This is a genomic window from Pseudomonas sp. PAMC25584 (assembly GCF_058135675.1).
In genome coordinates this window covers 871219-886194 of the sequence record NZ_CM176870.1, presented here as the reverse complement: position 1 = coordinate 886194, position 14976 = coordinate 871219, and the positions used below count along the sequence as shown (strand labels likewise).

General features: G+C 60.8%; 15 protein-coding genes. 3 read left to right on the top strand and 12 right to left on the bottom strand.

The genetic code is table 11. The features are described from left to right. Positions 1–98 precede the first annotated feature (98 nt). The 3 genes from clpB to rluD all read right to left on the bottom strand — a co-directional run bounded on the left by clpB (position 99) and on the right by rluD (position 4479). On the bottom strand, positions 99–2663 hold the full coding sequence (gene clpB, locus ACS5Q8_RS03975; protein WP_465159851.1) for an ATP-dependent chaperone ClpB: 2565 nt from the start codon (positions 2661–2663) through the stop codon (positions 99–101). Positions 2664–2794: 131 nt separating this feature from the next. Next, positions 2795–3520 (bottom strand): peptidoglycan editing factor PgeF, encoded by a 726-nt coding sequence (pgeF, locus tag ACS5Q8_RS03970; RefSeq protein ID WP_465159850.1) that lies wholly within the window; start codon positions 3518–3520, stop codon positions 2795–2797. Continuing rightward, positions 3517–4479, bottom strand: coding sequence for a 23S rRNA pseudouridine(1911/1915/1917) synthase RluD (gene rluD, locus ACS5Q8_RS03965; RefSeq protein WP_247396680.1), 963 nt, complete (start codon positions 4477–4479; stop codon positions 3517–3519). The genes pgeF and rluD overlap by 4 nt, the downstream gene beginning before the upstream one ends. Positions 4480–4628: 149 nt before the next feature. Here rluD and ACS5Q8_RS03960 point away from each other — a divergent pair, with 149 nt between their 5' ends. Then, positions 4629–5654: an outer membrane protein assembly factor BamD gene (locus ACS5Q8_RS03960; protein ID WP_276196470.1), complete on the top strand. Its 1026-nt coding sequence runs from the start codon at positions 4629–4631 to the stop codon at positions 5652–5654. Positions 5655–5780: 126 nt separating this feature from the next. Beyond that, positions 5781–6014 (top strand): PP0621 family protein, encoded by a 234-nt coding sequence (locus ACS5Q8_RS03955; RefSeq protein ID WP_253393346.1) that lies wholly within the window; start codon positions 5781–5783, stop codon positions 6012–6014. Here the strand turns inward: ACS5Q8_RS03955 and thiO are convergent. The 5 genes from thiO to pilV all read right to left on the bottom strand — a co-directional run bounded on the left by thiO (position 6001) and on the right by pilV (position 9313). Next, complete coding sequence (gene thiO, locus ACS5Q8_RS03950; RefSeq protein ID WP_276196469.1) at positions 6001–7110, bottom strand: glycine oxidase ThiO; 1110 nt, start codon at positions 7108–7110, stop codon at positions 6001–6003. The genes ACS5Q8_RS03955 and thiO overlap by 14 nt on opposite strands. A gap of 62 nt (positions 7111–7172) precedes the next feature. Then, on the bottom strand, positions 7173–7574 hold the full coding sequence (locus tag ACS5Q8_RS03945) for a type IV pilin protein (RefSeq protein WP_276196468.1): 402 nt from the start codon (positions 7572–7574) through the stop codon (positions 7173–7175). 11 nt (positions 7575–7585) lie between these two features. Further along, positions 7586–8116 (bottom strand): PilX N-terminal domain-containing pilus assembly protein, encoded by a 531-nt coding sequence (locus ACS5Q8_RS03940; RefSeq protein WP_276196467.1) that lies wholly within the window; start codon positions 8114–8116, stop codon positions 7586–7588. A 7-nt stretch (positions 8117–8123) separates the two neighbouring features. Continuing rightward, the gene (locus ACS5Q8_RS03935; RefSeq protein ID WP_276196466.1) at positions 8124–8831 is read right to left on the bottom strand and encodes a prepilin-type N-terminal cleavage/methylation domain-containing protein; all 708 of its coding nucleotides are present in this window, start codon (positions 8829–8831) and stop codon (positions 8124–8126) included. Further along, positions 8828–9313, bottom strand: a complete 486-nt coding sequence (pilV, locus tag ACS5Q8_RS03930; protein WP_426100753.1) for a type IV pilus modification protein PilV — start codon at positions 9311–9313, stop codon at positions 8828–8830. Before pilV ends, ACS5Q8_RS03935 begins: the two co-directional genes overlap by 4 nt. A 206-nt stretch (positions 9314–9519) precedes the next feature. Between pilV and ACS5Q8_RS03925 the strand changes: the two genes are divergently transcribed. Further along, positions 9520–10101, top strand: a complete 582-nt coding sequence (locus ACS5Q8_RS03925; RefSeq protein ID WP_276196464.1) for a GspH/FimT family pseudopilin — start codon at positions 9520–9522, stop codon at positions 10099–10101. On the opposite strand, the gene ispH is transcribed toward ACS5Q8_RS03925, so the two are convergent. The 4 genes from ispH to ileS all read right to left on the bottom strand — a co-directional run bounded on the left by ispH (position 10055) and on the right by ileS (position 14974). After that, positions 10055–11002, bottom strand: a complete 948-nt coding sequence (gene ispH, locus ACS5Q8_RS03920) for a 4-hydroxy-3-methylbut-2-enyl diphosphate reductase (protein ID WP_276196463.1) — start codon at positions 11000–11002, stop codon at positions 10055–10057. The two genes, ACS5Q8_RS03925 and ispH, sit on opposite strands and share 47 nt — an antisense overlap. Before the next feature lie 193 nt (positions 11003–11195). After that, entirely contained in the window at positions 11196–11633 is a 438-nt protein-coding gene (gene fkpB, locus ACS5Q8_RS03915) for an FKBP-type peptidyl-prolyl cis-trans isomerase (RefSeq protein WP_465160349.1), read from the bottom strand. 7 nt (positions 11634–11640) lie between these two features. Beyond that, complete coding sequence (gene lspA, locus ACS5Q8_RS03910) at positions 11641–12150, bottom strand: signal peptidase II (protein WP_247396698.1); 510 nt, start codon at positions 12148–12150, stop codon at positions 11641–11643. Then, a complete protein-coding gene (ileS, locus tag ACS5Q8_RS03905) occupies positions 12143–14974 on the bottom strand; it encodes an isoleucine--tRNA ligase (protein WP_276196462.1) in 2832 nt (943 codons plus the stop codon). The genes lspA and ileS overlap by 8 nt, the downstream gene beginning before the upstream one ends. Positions 14975–14976: the final 2 nt, after the last annotated feature.

Sequence of the window (14976 nt, the reverse complement as noted above, 5' to 3'; positions counted from 1 at the left end):
GGCGCACTTTACAAGTCTTTGCCTTACAGTTCAACGCCCTATCGAAAAAAAAGGCCTCGCAATGCGAGGCCTTCCCTTTATAGCCCTATGGGCTGGACTCAGTGGAAGACGATTTCGTCGTTTTCCACCGTGGCCTTGACGCTGGTGCCTGGCATAAAGCTGCCCGACAGAATCAACTGCGCCAGCGGGTTTTCGATCCAGCGCTGGATCGCACGCTTCAATGGCCGTGCGCCATACACCGGGTCGTAACCGACCGCGATCAGCTTGTCCAACGCCTCGCGGCTCAGCTCCAGCGACAGCTCGCGCTCGGCCAGACGGCCGCGCAGACGACCCAACTGGATCTCGGTGATACCCGCGATCTGATCCCGTGCCAACGGCTCGAAGATCACCACTTCATCGACCCGGTTGATGAATTCCGGGCGGAAGTGCGAGGTCAGCGCATCCATCACAGCGGCGCGCTGGCCTTCACGATCACCCACCAGTTCCTGGATCTGTGTCGAGCCCAGGTTGGAGGTCATCACGATCACCGTGTTGCGGAAATCCACAGTACGCCCGTGGCTGTCCGTCAGCCGGCCATCTTCCAGCACCTGCAGCAAGATGTTGAACACATCCGGGTGGGCCTTCTCGACCTCATCCAGCAGGATCACCGAGTAAGGCTTACGCCGTACCGCTTCGGTCAGGTAACCGCCTTCCTCGTAGCCTACGTAGCCCGGTGGGGCGCCGATCAGGCGAGCCACGGAATGTTTCTCCATGAACTCGGACATATCGATCCGTACCATGGCCTCTTCGGTATCGAAGAGGAACTCGGCCAAGGCCTTGCACAGCTCGGTCTTACCCACACCGGTCGGGCCGAGGAACATGAACGAGCCACTCGGACGATTAGGGTCGGACAACCCGGCACGGGAACGCCGCACCGCGTTGGACACCGCGACCACCGCCTCTTCCTGGCCGATCACGCGCTGGTGCAACAGGCTTTCCATCTTCATCAGCTTGTCGCGCTCGCCTTCGAGCATTTTCGACACGGGGATACCGGTCCACTTCGAGACGACTTCGGCAATTTCTTCCTCGGTCACCTTGCTGCGCAGCAATTGGTTCTCGCTGTGTCCATGCTGGTCGACCATCTGCAGGCTGCGCTCCAGGTCCGGGATCACCCCGTACTGCAACTCGGCCATGCGGTTCAGGTCACCCTTACGGCGTGCGGCTTCCAGCTCCTGGCGCGACTGCTCGATCTTTTGCTGGATCTGCGCCGAACCCTGTACTTCGGCTTTTTCCGCGTTCCAGATTTCCTCGAGGTCCGAATACTCGCGTTCCAGACGGAGGATTTCTTCCTGGAGTTTTTCCAGGCGTTTTTTCGCCGCTTCGTCCTCTTCTTTTTTCAGTGCCTGGGATTCGACTTTCAGCTGAATCAGGCGCCGATCCAGACGGTCGAGCACTTCCGGCTTGGAGTCGATCTCCATACGGATACGGCTGGCCGCTTCGTCGATCAGGTCGATGGCTTTGTCGGGCAGTTGCCGGTCGGTGATATAGCGATGGCTCAATTTAGCCGCCGCAATGATCGCGCCGTCAGTGATCGCCACCTTATGGTGGAGCTCATAACGTTCTTTCAGGCCGCGCAGGATCGCGATGGTGTCTTCTTCGCTCGGCTCTTCCACCAACACTTTCTGGAAGCGCCGCTCAAGGGCCGCATCCTTCTCGATGTACTGGCGGTATTCGTTGAGCGTAGTGGCACCGACACAGTGCAACTCGCCCCGCGCCAAGGCAGGCTTGAGCATGTTGCCAGCGTCCATCGAGCCTTCGCCTTTACCGGCGCCGACCATGGTGTGCAGTTCGTCGATAAACAGAATGATCTGCCCTTCCTGCTTCGACAGCTCGTTAAGCAGGGATTTGAGGCGCTCTTCGAACTCGCCACGGAATTTCGCGCCGGCGATCAGCGATCCCATGTCCAGGGACAGCAAACGCTTGCCTTTCAGGCCGTCTGGCACTTCACCGTTGATGATGCGCTGGGCCAAGCCCTCTGCGATCGCGGTTTTACCCACGCCAGGCTCCCCGATCAGCACTGGGTTGTTCTTGGTGCGACGCTGCAGAACCTGGATGGTGCGACGAATTTCGTCGTCACGGCCGATCACCGGGTCAAGCTTGCCTTCTTCGGCGCGCTTGGTCAGGTCGACAGTGTATTTATCCAGGGCCTGGCGCGACTCCTCGTGGTTGGGGTCGTTCACCGCTTCGCCGCCACGCAGGTTGTTGATGGCGTTTTCCAGGGCTTTTTTGCTCACGCCCTGGCCCAGCAACAATTTGCCGAGCTTGCTATTTTCGTCCATGGCGGCGAGCAACACCAGCTCGCTGGAGATGAACTGGTCGCCCTTCAGCTGGGCCAGACGGTCCGCTTGATTGAGCAGGCGCGCCAAATCCTGGGACATATTCACGTCGCCGGTAGGATTCTGGATTTTCGGCAGTTGGTCGAGCTCTTTGCTCAACTCCTTGCGCAGGCTGTTGACGTCGAAGCCCACCTGCATCAGCAAGGGCTTGATAGAACCACCTTGCTGTTCCAGGAGCGCCTGCATCAAGTGCGCGGGCTCAATGGCCGGGTGGTCGAGGCCAACCGCCAGGGATTGGGAGTCGGATAAGGCCAATTGCAATTTACTGGTTAAACGATCAATACGCATTAGTCACCTTCCTTTTGAGCAGGCCGGAGCTACAAACACATCCTGAATGAAGAAACCTGCCAGATAGCACTATAGATGTGGTCGATTCTGGGAGATTCAAGCTTCCAACTATTGACGTAGATCAGAAGAGTCTAGCGCTCCAGCCAAATAAGGGAGGCGAACCGACCCGTAAGTGGACTGCGACGATAAGAAAAGAAGCGCGGATCGCTCACAGTGCAGAGCCCGCCACCATAAACAGCAGTGATACCGCGTGCGGCCAGGCGCAGACGAGCCAGTTGGTAGATGTCGGCCATGAACTTGCCGGGATTGCGGCTGGGCACAAAGGCCTGGGCGGTGCCCGGCAGTTGCTGCACGAACGCTTCCCGCACTTCCGGGCCGACTTCGAAGGCTTGCGGGCCAATGGCCGGGCCCAGCCAGACTAGTATGTCGGCAGGCTCGGCTTCCAGACTTTCGACTGCGGCTTCCAGCACGCCTGCGGCCAAGCCACGCCAACCCGCATGAGCGGCGGCGACGCGCGTGCCGGCGCGGTTGCAGAACAGCGCAGGCAAGCAATCAGCAGTCATGGAGGTGCAGGCGATGCCCGGCGTACTGGTCCAACTGCCATCGGCTTCGGCAATGCGCCCGGGGTCGGCCTCGACCACGCTCACTCCGTGGACTTGGCACAGCCACGCCGGCTGGATATGAAAGGCTTCGGTGAGGCGACGGCGGTTCTCAAGCACAGCCTCAGGGCTGTCCTCGACGTGATCGCCCAGGTTGAGGCTGTCGAACGGCGCCAGGCTGACGCCGCCCGCACGGGTGGTGACGCAGGCCTTGACCTGAACCGGCGCGGGCCAGTCAGGAATCAGCCAGTTACTCACCCGACAAATGCCTCGCGATCCTGCTTGAGTAGCGACAGCAACCAGACCAAATCGTCCGGCAGAGGCGATTCCCAGCTCATCCGCTTACCGCTCGTCGGATGATCCAGCTCCAGGAAACGCGCATGCAGCGCCTGGCGCGGAAAGGATTTCAGCGATTCAACCATGGTGACACTGGCCGCTGGCGGAATACGGAAGCGACCACCGTAGGCAGGATCTCCGACCAACGGGAAGTTGATGTGCGCCATGTGTACGCGAATCTGGTGGGTACGGCCGGTTTCAAGCTTGACCCGCACATGGGTGTGGGAGCGGAAACGCTCCAGCACACGGTAGTGGCTAACGGCCTGTTTGCCGCCTTCCATCACCGCCATACGCTGGCGCTGCTGGCCGTGACGGCCGATAGGCGCGTTGATCTTGCCACCCGCCACCACGACGCCGATTACGATGCACTCGTAAATCCGGCTGACGCTGCGACTCTGCAACTGTGTAACCAGCTGCGTCTGGGCCTGAATGGTCTTGGCCACCACCATCAAGCCGGTAGTGTCCTTGTCCAGGCGGTGTACGATGCCGCAGCGCGGGACATTGATGATGTCCGGCACGTGGTGCAACAGGGCATTGAGCAAGGTGCCATCAGCGTGCCCGGCCGCCGGGTGAACCACCAGGCCTGCGGGTTTGTTGATGACCAGGATGTCGTCGTCTTCATAGACGATGTCCAGCTCGATGTCCTGGGCGACCCATTCTCCCTGGGCTTCCTGCTCGGCAGTCAGCTCAAGAATCGCACCGCCATGGACTATGTCTCGCGGGCGGATAACCGCTCCATCCACAGTCAGGCGGCCGTCTTTGATCCAGGCGGAAAGGCGCGAGCGCGAGTGCTCAGCGAATAATTGTGCGGCGACTTGATCGAGGCGTTGGCCGCCCAATTCGGACGGCACCTCTGCGCGAAGTTCAATTTTATCGGACATGCTCAGACTAGGCGTGGCACAGCCTTTGGTTTCGGCTGCGCGCTTGTGGTTAAATACGGCGTCTTTTGCCCCGATGCTTTCAACGGGGCGCTCATCATAACAGGACGGCCCCGCCCAAGACAGCGGCCGTCATAGGGACGCAAGCCGCCATGCAAGTGAAACACCTGCTGCTGATCGCCATCCTCGCCATGACTGCTGCTTGCTCGTCAACAAAGGAAGTCGTCGACGAAAACCTGAGCGAAGTCGAGCTTTATCAACAAGCTCAAAAAGACTTGGACAATAATAGCTACACCAGTGCCACAGCCAAGCTGAAGGCCCTGGAGTCGCGCTATCCGTTCGGACGCTACGCCGACCAGGCACAGCTCGAGCTGATCTACGCCAACTACAAGAACGCCGAGCCGGAAGCTGCCAAGTCCGCCGCCGAGCGTTTTATCCGCCTGCACCCGCAGCACCCGAACGTGGACTACGCCTACTACCTCAAGGGCCTGACCTCGTTCGACCAGGACGTGGGCCTGCTGGCGCGCTTCCTGCCGCTGGACATGACCAAGCGTGACCCGGGCGCTGCCCGCGACTCCTACAACGAGTTCGCCCAGCTAACCAGCCGCTACCCCAACAGCCGCTACGCGCCGGACGCCAAGCAGCGCATGATCTACTTGCGCAACCTGCTGGCCGCCTACGAAATCCACGTGGCTCACTACTACCTGACCCGTCAGGCCTACGTGGCCGCTGCCAACCGTGGTCGCTATGTAGTGGAAAACTTCCAGGAAACCCCTTCCGTGGGTGACGGCCTGGCGGTGATGACCGAGGCTTACCAGCGCCTGCATCTGGACGCCCTGGCGACCACCAGCCTGGAAACCCTGAAACTCAACTACCCGGACCACCCAAGCCTGCAAGACGGCCAGTTCGTACCTCAGGTTGCCGAAGCCGACAACCATTCGTGGCTGAGCAAGTACACCCTGGGCCTCATCGAATCCCGCCCACCGCTGCCGCCGGGCGAAACCCGCGCCAACCAGGACGTGATCAAGCAGTACCAGGACGCCAAGGAAGCCATCCCTGCGGACCTCAAGCCCCATGATGAAAATGGCAATGTGATCGAAGAAGAAGCCCCCCAAGCCCTGGGCAACAACCAGGATCGCTCGTGGTTCAGCTACATGACCTTCGGCGTGTTCGACTGATCATTCGACGCAATGTAAAAAGGGAGCCCCTCGGGGCTCCCTTTTTTATGCGCAAGCATTATTGCGCTGTGCGCCTGCCGCGTCCTTGGCTAAACTGGCGCATTCCTTGTCGAGAAACTACCCATCATGGTTCGTCTACTGTTCTGGATTGCCGTCATTGCTGCTGCGGTATGGTTCTGGCGCAAATTCAAAAACCCGGCCATCAAACAGCAGCGCTCCGGCGAACCCGACGCCACGCCGATGGTGCGCTGCGCCCACTGCGGCGTGCATCTGCCGCAGGACCGAGCACTGAGCTCACGGCAAGAATGGTATTGCACCCAGGCGCACCTGGAACAAGGGCCGAAAGCTATCCAACGTTGATCCGACCTGCCGGCGCATAGGGTGCCGGGTCGATGATCGGCGTGCGCTCCAGCAGCAAATCGGCGAATAACTGGCAGGACGCAGGCGCCAGCACGAGGCCGTTGCGGTAATGCCCGCAATTGAGCCACAGCCCGTTGAAACCAGGGACCGGGCCGATGTAGGGAATACCTTCCGGCGAGCCTGGCCGCAGGCCCGCCCAATGGCCCACCACCTCGGCATCCGCCAAGGCGGGAATCAACTCCACGGCCGAAGCCTTCAGGCTCTCCAGCGCCGATTCGGTCGGCGTCTTGTCGAACCCTTGATGTTCCAGGGTACTGCCAATCAGAATGTGCCCGTCACGACGGGGGATCGCATAACGTCCCTTGGCAAGGACCATGCTCGACAGAAAGTCCGAGGCGCATTTGTACAGAATCATCTGGCCTTTGACCGGCTCAACCGGCAGTGACAATCCCAGTTTGCCCAGCAATTCCCCACTCCAGGCACCCGCAGCAAGCACGACCTGATCACCAAGAACCGGCCCAGTGGGCGTATTCACCCCGACGACGTTGTCGCCGTCCAACACAAACCCGTCAACTTCGCACTGCTCGTGAACCGTCACGCCAGGGAGCGCCAGCAGCGCCGCCTTGAGGGATTTGATCAGGCGCGGGTTGCGCACATTCGCCACATTCGCCATGTAGATCGCCTGGGAGTAGCCACCGCCGAGCACCGGAACCGCATTATGGACGGCCGACACAGCCACCTTGCTCAATGGTCGCCCTTCGCGCGCGGCCCAGGCCAATGCGTCGGCTTCATCTTCCAGGTCCAGCCAGTAGAGGCCGGTGGTGTGAACCTGAGGGTCAACGCCGGTATCAGCAAACAAGCGCTCGGCCAGTTGTGGATAAAAGTCCTGGGACCAATGGGCCAAAGCCGTGACCGCCGGGCTGTAGCGCCATGGATACAGTGGCGAGACAATGCCGCCACCTGCCCACGAGGACTCCTGCCCGAGCTCCGAGCGCTCCAGCAGTACGACCGCCTGCCCCTGGGTCGCCAGATTGAACGCCGTCAACAAGCCGATTACTCCGCCACCGACAACCACCACTCGCTGTTGCTTAGCCATCATTTGATCCAGCCGATAAAAAGGGAAAAGCGCACTCGGCGCCCACTCATTCAGCACACCCATCACTGCCCCCAGCACGCCTTGCGTGACATTCCCGGCGCCGCTCCCGGATTGGTTCGCACACCGGAACTGGTCAGGCTGAATGCCCCGCACGCGTCGCCCGCCATGACAGAGTCGACGCCAGGTGTGGCCAGCAGGCTGAAATCCTGAGGGTTCAATACTGCAGTGATTCTATAGCGATCATTGCCAACGCTGACGCCGCTTGCATCAATAAAACTGGCGTTCTTCGTGTAATACCGCTCCAGATGCTGAGCGTGCTCGGTCAACAGCACGACAACTTCCGCGCGGTAGGCCCTGTTTACATGGCCGACATACCCCGGATAAGCGATACCGGCCAGCACAGCGATGATCGCTACGGCGATCAGCAATTCAATCAACGTAAAACCCTGGCTATCCATGCCCATTGCACTGCTCCTTAATAAAGTTGCCGCCACATCACTCGCCGAAACCGCGAGCGCCCGCCTTCATCCACCCTTGCATACATGGCCTCCAGCACCGTGCGCGACTGGCCACTGAGCCCCACCGCCGTGATTCGATACACCATTGCCGGCATCTGCGGGGGCAAGTGAACCAGCCCCACCGCCGGCCCGAGCGCTTGAACAGCGTAGAGACCGCCGCTCATGGCAACCCAGTTCACCGCCGAAACGGGATGGGTTCCAGGGCTTATCACCGAAGACGACTCGCGCGGCGGCGCGCAGGTGATGATCGACGAGCACACAGGCCCCGCACCACCGGCCTGACGCACACTCGCCTCCCCCAGCCTCAGGCCACTTTCGGCACTTTGCAGCGACTGGTTGCGGTGCCAGACACTGCTGGCGACCTTCTGCTGGGACACCGCACCTTGCATCGAAGACAATCCGATCAGCGATAGCAACAACAGGAACACCAGACTGATCAGCAGCACCATGCCCGCCTGCCGTCGTTCAACAATGCGAAACAGCGCCATGGTCGCCCTACCCCAGCCGGTTACGCAGCGCCGCAACCACGCTCCAGGTTTGCGCCTTCACCAACCCTGCCGGGTCTTGCAGCGTCAACAGGATGCGCACACTGCGTATCAGCGATTCGTCGGCCGGGCCGGGGTCATATCGCACCACATGCGTCGAGTCAGGCTTGGCCGCCACGCCGAAACTGATCTCGAACGCCTGCACGTTGTCCACCAGTACTGTCTTGGCCGGAGCTGCCGGGGTGCTGACTTTCAACTGGCCAGCCTCGTAGGTGTAGGTAAGCTGACGTATCGCAAAGCGTATCTGCCCCGGCGCAGCAGGGGGTGGGGTGCCGGCATAAGCGTGGGCGGAACCTGAGCAGTCGGACAACACAGTCCAATCCGGCTTGCCGCCGTCCTCACCGACCTCGGCGCTAACCAGGGTCAGCGACCTTGAAGCGCCCGTGGCACTCCAACTGATGGGCCGTTCGAAGGCCAACGGCGCACCTTCGATCAACGCCGTATCCAGGCAACCAAACATGCCCGCTAGGCGAATGTCCTGAATCAGTTTGCCGAGCGCAAACCGCGCATCATCCTGCAGCAGCATGGCGGCCTGCTGGCTGGCATGGGTCGTTCGAGCGCTGATGGCGACTTGGCTGACCCCGAGGCTCAGCACCAGCCCAAGCGTCAATGCCAGCAACAACTCCAGCAAGCTGAAACCCAGCACCCGCCGCTTCATTGCATCACCTGCGATTCGTCGGCGACGCGACTGGTGAGCGTGAACGTTTCCCTCGCCCCTGCATTTTTTGCCCCCCTGGCGTCATCCCAACTGATGCTGACGATCACTTCATTGGCACGCACGACCACCGAGCCACTGCCGCTATCGCCGGCGAAACCGATGATATTGGCCTCGAAATCGTGCAGGTCGAGGTCACGCACACTGGCCGTCGACGTGAACGGTGGCGCACGCTCGCTTCGCGCCCACGAGTAGTCGGCGCCGGAGTTGGCGCGAATACGGTCCAGCATGTCGTAGACGATAAAGCTCGCCTGGCTGGCCATCCGCGAGCTGTCGGTGTACTTGAGCGCGTTGAGCTGGACCACCGCGACCCCCAACAGGCCGATCACGAGAATCAGCACCGCCACCACCACCTCGATCAGGGTCATGCCGGTTTGGTGGTGGGCAGTTAAAGGTCGAAAAAAGGCAGTCGGGCAAGCAAGCATTACCGTCGTCATCCCTATCGAAGGCAGGAAAAAAAGCAGGAAAACCCTGCTGTGCGGCCCAAGACTAGCGCCGGTTTTTGGCCTGCGCTGCTCCCGGAACAAAGGGAAATACTTTGGACATAAAGGCCAGCATTCAACACCACGAGCTGGACGCTATACCTAGGCATGCCATCTGAAAATCCATCACGTCCACGGAGGGACGGCACATGACACAGCGAGGTTTCACACTGATCGAGCTACTGCTCGGGCTTATCCTGAGCGGCATCCTTGCGCAGTTGGCGGTACCCAGTTTCAGGGGCTTGCTGGAATCCCAGCAGCGACAAAGCGCTGCCCAGTCGTTGGTTGGCGGCCTGCGCTATGCGCGCACCGAAGCCATCGCACGCAACCGGACGGTAGTCATGCATGCCGTGGACGATGATTGGAGCCGAGGCTGGCGGGTGATCGTGGATCTGAGCGGGCGCGGCCATCTGGACGACGATAATCCCGTGCTGCTGGAGCACCAGGACAATGGGCGCGTGCAGATCGTGGGCAATGGACCGGTCAGGAGCCAGGTACGCTTCAGCGGGCTAGGCGAGCCGGTCTTTGCTGGCGGGGGCTTTCGTGCCGGCACCGTGCATGTATGCGCCACGGACCAGGCACAAAGCCTGTTTCAAGTAGTGCTGGCCCCCAGCGGGCGCATCAGCCTGCGCCGAGATAAAACCGAGCAGGCATTATGCCAGGGCTCGCTCGACACCCTGGGACTCAGAGCAGCGAACGAACCCGCAGCTCCTTGGGCATGGAGAAAGTGATGTTCTCCTCACGACCGGCCAACTCATCGGCACCTGTGGCGCCCCAGGCCTGCAACTGTTGGATCACGCCGCGCACCAGGACTTCCGGCGCCGAGGCGCCCGCCGTGATGCCGATACGCTCGACGCCATCGAACCAGTTGCGCTGCATGTCCTCGGCGCCGTCGATCAGGTACGCCGGCGTGGCCATGCGTTCAGCCAGTTCACGCAGGCGGTTGGAGTTGGAGCTGTTAGGGCTGCCGACAACCAACACCACATCACATTCATCGGCCAGTTGCTTGACCGCATCCTGGCGGTTTTGCGTGGCGTAGCAGATGTCGTCCTTGCGTGGGCCGCCGATCGCAGGGAAGCGTGTGCGCAGGGCATCGATCACCCGGCTGGTGTCATCCATGGACAAAGTGGTCTGTGTGACGAAGGCCAAACGCTCAGGGTTGTGTACCTGCAAGCTGGCGACGTCTTTTTCGTCTTCCACCAGGTAGATCGCGCCACCGTTGCTGCCGTCGTACTGGCCCATGGTGCCTTCGACTTCCGGGTGGCCGGCGTGGCCGATCAGGATGCATTCACGGCCATCGCGGCTGTAGCGCGCGACTTCGATATGCACCTTGGTGACCAACGGGCAGGTGGCATCGAATACTTTCAGGCCGCGGCCTGCCGCTTCGGTACGTACCGCCTGGGATACGCCATGGGCACTGAAGATTACGATGACGTCGTCCGGCACCTGATCGAGTTCTTCGACAAAGATGGCGCCGCGAGCGCGCAAGTCTTCGACCACGAATTTGTTGTGGACGACTTCATGGCGCACGTAGATCGGCGGCCCGAAGACTTCCAGGGCGCGGTTGACGATTTCGATCGCCCGGTCCACGCCGGCGCAGAAGCCACGGGGGTTGGCGAGTTTGATTTGCATGCTGTGCCTCGTGTCTTGCAGCGCAAGAAATTGGATCATTGCAACCGCGGGCGCGGCTGATCTCTATATAACGACGCGGGCAAATGTGGGAGCGGGCTTGCTCGCGATAGCGGTGTATCAGCCAACAGATTTACTGAATGTCAGTCAGCAATCGCGAGCAAGCCCGCTCCCACATTTTGAACCGCGTTGTCGGTTAGAGCGCTTTAACGTCGAAGATTTCTACGTCAAACGTCAAGGTTTTACCGGACAACGGGTGGTTGAAGTCGATGGTCACTTGCGCATCATCGAGGGCTTTGACCACACCCGGCAGCTCGGTATTCGCCGCATCGTTAAAAATCACCAACAGGCCTTCCGACAGGTCCATGTCCTGGAACTGCGAACGCGGGATGATCTGTACGTTCTGCGGGTTGGGCTGGCCAAAGGCGTTTTCCGGCAGGATCTGCAGGGTGCGCTTGTCGCCAGCCTTGAAGCCGAACAGGGCCGCTTCAAAACCCGGCAGCAGGTTGCCATCGCCCACCTTGAAGGTAGCCGGGGATTTGTCGAACGTGCTGTCGACCGTGTCGCCATTCTCCAGGCGCAATGCGAAATGCAAGGTGACTTCCGTGTTCTGGCCGATGCGTTGTTCAGCCAATACCTGATCAGTCATGAACGGTCTCTCCGGTTTTCTTACTTTTGAACATATCGAGTGCCAGCATGATTGCACCGACGGTGATGGCGCTGTCAGCAAAATTGAACGCCGGGAAGTAATGGCGATTCTGCCAATGCACCAGAATGAAATCGATCACATGGCCCAAGGCGATGCGGTCGTACAGGTTGCCCAGTGCACCACCCAGCACCAGTGCCAAGGCGATGGCCAGCCAGGTGTCATCGCGACCCAGGCGCTTGAGCCAGACCACCAGCACCGCACTGACCACCACGGCGATCAGGGCGAACAACCAGCGCTGCCAGCCGCCGCCATCGGCAAGGAAGCTGAACGCCGCGCCGGTGTTATAGGCCAGGGTCCAGCTGAAGTAATCCGGGATCACCACGATTTGCTGGAACATCTCCAGGGTGCCCTCGAAGTGAGCCTTGCTGACCTGGTCGATGACCAGGACCAGCACGCTCAATACGAGCCAGCCAAGACGTCCGAAACGACTGGCGTTAGGCATAGTGGCGAACCTCGCCAGCACCAGAGATGTTGTCGACGCAACGACCGCAGATTTCCGGATGCTCAGGGTTCACGCCGACATCTTCACGGCAGTGCCAGCAACGGGCGCACTTGGGGAAGGCCGATTTGACGACTTTGAGCTTCAGGCCAGGTACTTCGGTGGCCACGGCGTCCGCCGGGGCCTGGGCGAATGGCGCCAGGCTCGCAGTGGAGGTGATCAGCACGAAGCGCAGTTCGTTGCTCAGCTTGGCCAGGTCGGCGCTCAGGCCTTCCTCGGCAAACAGGGTGACTTCGGCTTGCAGGTTGCCACCGACGGCCTTGGCCGCACGCTGGACTTCCAGCTCCTTGTTCACGGCAACCTTCACCGCCATCACGCCTTCCCAGTATGCGCGGCCCAATTCGAAGTCGGCCGGCAGTTCGGTCAGGCCTTCGTACCAGGTGTTGAGCATCACGGACTCGTTACGCTCGCCCGGCAGGTATTCCCACAGTTCGTCGGCGGTGAAGGCCAGGATCGGCGCGATCCAGCGCACCAACGCTTCGGAGATGTGATACAGCGCGGTCTGCGCCGAGCGGCGCGCCTTGCTGTTAGCGCCGGTGGTGTACTGGCGGTCCTTGATAATGTCGAGGTAGAAACCGCCCAGCTCCTGCACGCAGAAGTTGTGAATCTTCGAATAGACGTTCCAGAAGCGGTATTCACCGTAGTGCTCCTGCAACTCGCGTTGCAGCAACAGGGTACGGTCCACGGCCCAACGGTCCAGGGCGAGCATTTCCTCGGCCGGCAGGATGTCGGTGGCCGGGTTGAAACCGGTCAGGTTCGACAGCATGAAGCGTGCGGTATTACGGATACGACGGTAGGCATCGGCGCTGCGCTGCAGGATCTGCTCCGACACGGCCATCTCGCCCGAATAATCGGTCGAGGCGACCCACAGGCGCATGATGTCGGCGCCCAGGGTGTCGTTGACCTTTTGCGGCGCGATCACGTTGCCCAGGGACTTGGACATCTTGCGGCCGTTTTCGTCGACGGTGAAACCGTGGGTCAGCAGTTCGCGGTACGGTGCGTGGTCGTCGATGGCACAACCGGTCAGCAGCGAGGAGTGGAACCAGCCACGGTGCTGGTCCGAACCTTCCAGGTACAGGTCGGCGCGCGGGCCGGTTTCGTGACCCATCGGGTGCGAACCGCGCAGCACGTGCCAATGGGTGGTGCCGGAGTCGAACCACACATCGAGGGTGTCGCTGATCTTGTCGTACAGCGGCGCTTCGTCGCCCAGCAGCTCGGCGGCGTCCAGCTTGAACCAGGCTTCGATGCCTTCCTGCTCAACGCGCTGGGCCACGACTTCCATCAGTTCGACGGTACGCGGGTGCAACTCGCCGCTTTCCTTATTGAGGAAAAACGGGATCGGCACGCCCCAGTTGCGCTGGCGGGAGATGCACCAGTCCGGACGGTTGGCGATCATTGAGTGCAAGCGCGCCTGGCCCCAGGTCGGGACGAACTTGGTGCCTTCGATGGCTTTGATCGCGCGGTTACGCAGGGTGTCGCCGCTGGTCGGTTCTTTATCCATTCCGATAAACCACTGCGCGGTGGCGCGGTAGATCAGCGGGGTCTTGTGGCGCCAGCAGTGCATGTAGCTGTGCTTGATGGTCTCGGTGTGCAGCAGCGCGCCGACTTCCGAGAGCTTGTCGATGATCGGCTGGTTGGCCTTGAAGATGAACTGGCCGCCGAAGAATTCCAGGGACGGCGCATAAACACCGTTGCTCTGTACCGGATTCAAGATGTCGTCGTTGACCATGCCGTAAGCCTTGCAGGTCACGAAGTCGTCTACGCCGTAAGCAGGAGCGGAGTGAACGATGCCGGTGCCGGCGCCCAGTTCAACATAGTCAGCCAGGTACACCGGCGACAGGCGGTCGTAGAACGGGTGACGGAAATTGATCAACTCCAGCGCGGTGCCGGTGGTGGTGGCGATCACCGAACCTTGCAGTTCGTAGCGAGCCAGGCAGGCCTCGACCATCTCTTCGGCCAGCACCAGCAGGCGATCACCGACATCCACCAGGGCGTAGGTGAATTCCGGGTGTACGTTCAGCGCCTGGTTGGCGGGGATGGTCCACGGGGTGGTGGTCCAGATCACGATGGCGGCCGGCTTGGCCAGGCTTGCCAGGCCAAAGGCCTCGGCCAGCTTGGCGTCGTCGGCGATCGGGAAGGCCACGTCGATGGTCGAGGACTTCTTGTCTTCGTACTCGACTTCCGCCTCAGCCAGGGCCGAACCGCAGTCGAAGCACCAGTTCACGGGCTTGAGGCCCTTGAACACGAAACCGCCCTTGACGATTTCGGCCAAGGCGCGGATTTCACCGGCTTCGTTCTTGAAGTCCATGGTTTTGTACGGGTTGGCCCAGTCGCCCAGGACACCCAGGCGGATGAACTCGGACTTCTGCCCTTCGATCTGCTCGGTGGCATAGGCACGGCACAGTTCGCGGGTTTTATCGGCGCCCAGGTTCTTGCCGTGGGTCACTTCGACTTTGTGTTCGATCGGCAGGCCGTGGCAGTCCCAGCCCGGGACATAAGGCGCGTCGAAACCCGAAAGGGTCTTCGAGCGGATGATCATGTCCTTGAGAATTTTGTTCAGCGCATGACCGATGTGAATCGTGCCGTTGGCATAAGGAGGGCCGTCGTGCAGGACGAATTTCGGACGATCCTTGCCAATCTCGCGCAACTTTCCGTACAGGCCAATACTGTCCCAGCGCTGCAGGATCTGCGGTTCGCGCTGTGGCAGGCCGGCCTTCATTGGGAAGGCGGTGTCCGGAAGGTTTAGCGTGGCTTTATAGTCGGTCATTT

Bases quoted from the DNA above. Each gene is read 5' to 3' on its own strand.
- clpB (WP_465159851.1), bottom strand. From the start codon at position 2,663: ATGCGTATTGATCGTTTAACCAGTAAATTGCAATTGGCCTTATCCGAC.
- rluD (WP_247396680.1), bottom strand. From the start codon at position 4,479: ATGTCCGATAAAATTGAACTTCGCGCAGAGGTGCCGTCCGAATTGGGC.
- ACS5Q8_RS03960 (WP_276196470.1), top strand. From the start codon at position 4,629: ATGCAAGTGAAACACCTGCTGCTGATCGCCATCCTCGCCATGACTGCT.
- ACS5Q8_RS03955 (WP_253393346.1), top strand. From the start codon at position 5,781: ATGGTTCGTCTACTGTTCTGGATTGCCGTCATTGCTGCTGCGGTATGG.
- thiO (WP_276196469.1), bottom strand. From the start codon at position 7,110: ATGGCTAAGCAACAGCGAGTGGTGGTTGTCGGTGGCGGAGTAATCGGC.
- ACS5Q8_RS03945 (WP_276196468.1), bottom strand. From the start codon at position 7,574: ATGGGCATGGATAGCCAGGGTTTTACGTTGATTGAATTGCTGATCGCC.
- ACS5Q8_RS03940 (WP_276196467.1), bottom strand. From the start codon at position 8,116: ATGGCGCTGTTTCGCATTGTTGAACGACGGCAGGCGGGCATGGTGCTG.
- ACS5Q8_RS03935 (WP_276196466.1), bottom strand. From the start codon at position 8,831: ATGAAGCGGCGGGTGCTGGGTTTCAGCTTGCTGGAGTTGTTGCTGGCA.
- pilV (WP_426100753.1), bottom strand. From the start codon at position 9,313: ATGCTTGCTTGCCCGACTGCCTTTTTTCGACCTTTAACTGCCCACCAC.
- ACS5Q8_RS03925 (WP_276196464.1), top strand. From the start codon at position 9,520: ATGACACAGCGAGGTTTCACACTGATCGAGCTACTGCTCGGGCTTATC.
- ispH (WP_276196463.1), bottom strand. From the start codon at position 11,002: ATGCAAATCAAACTCGCCAACCCCCGTGGCTTCTGCGCCGGCGTGGAC.
- lspA (WP_247396698.1), bottom strand. From the start codon at position 12,150: ATGCCTAACGCCAGTCGTTTCGGACGTCTTGGCTGGCTCGTATTGAGC.
- ileS (WP_276196462.1), bottom strand. From the start codon at position 14,974: ATGACCGACTATAAAGCCACGCTAAACCTTCCGGACACCGCCTTCCCA.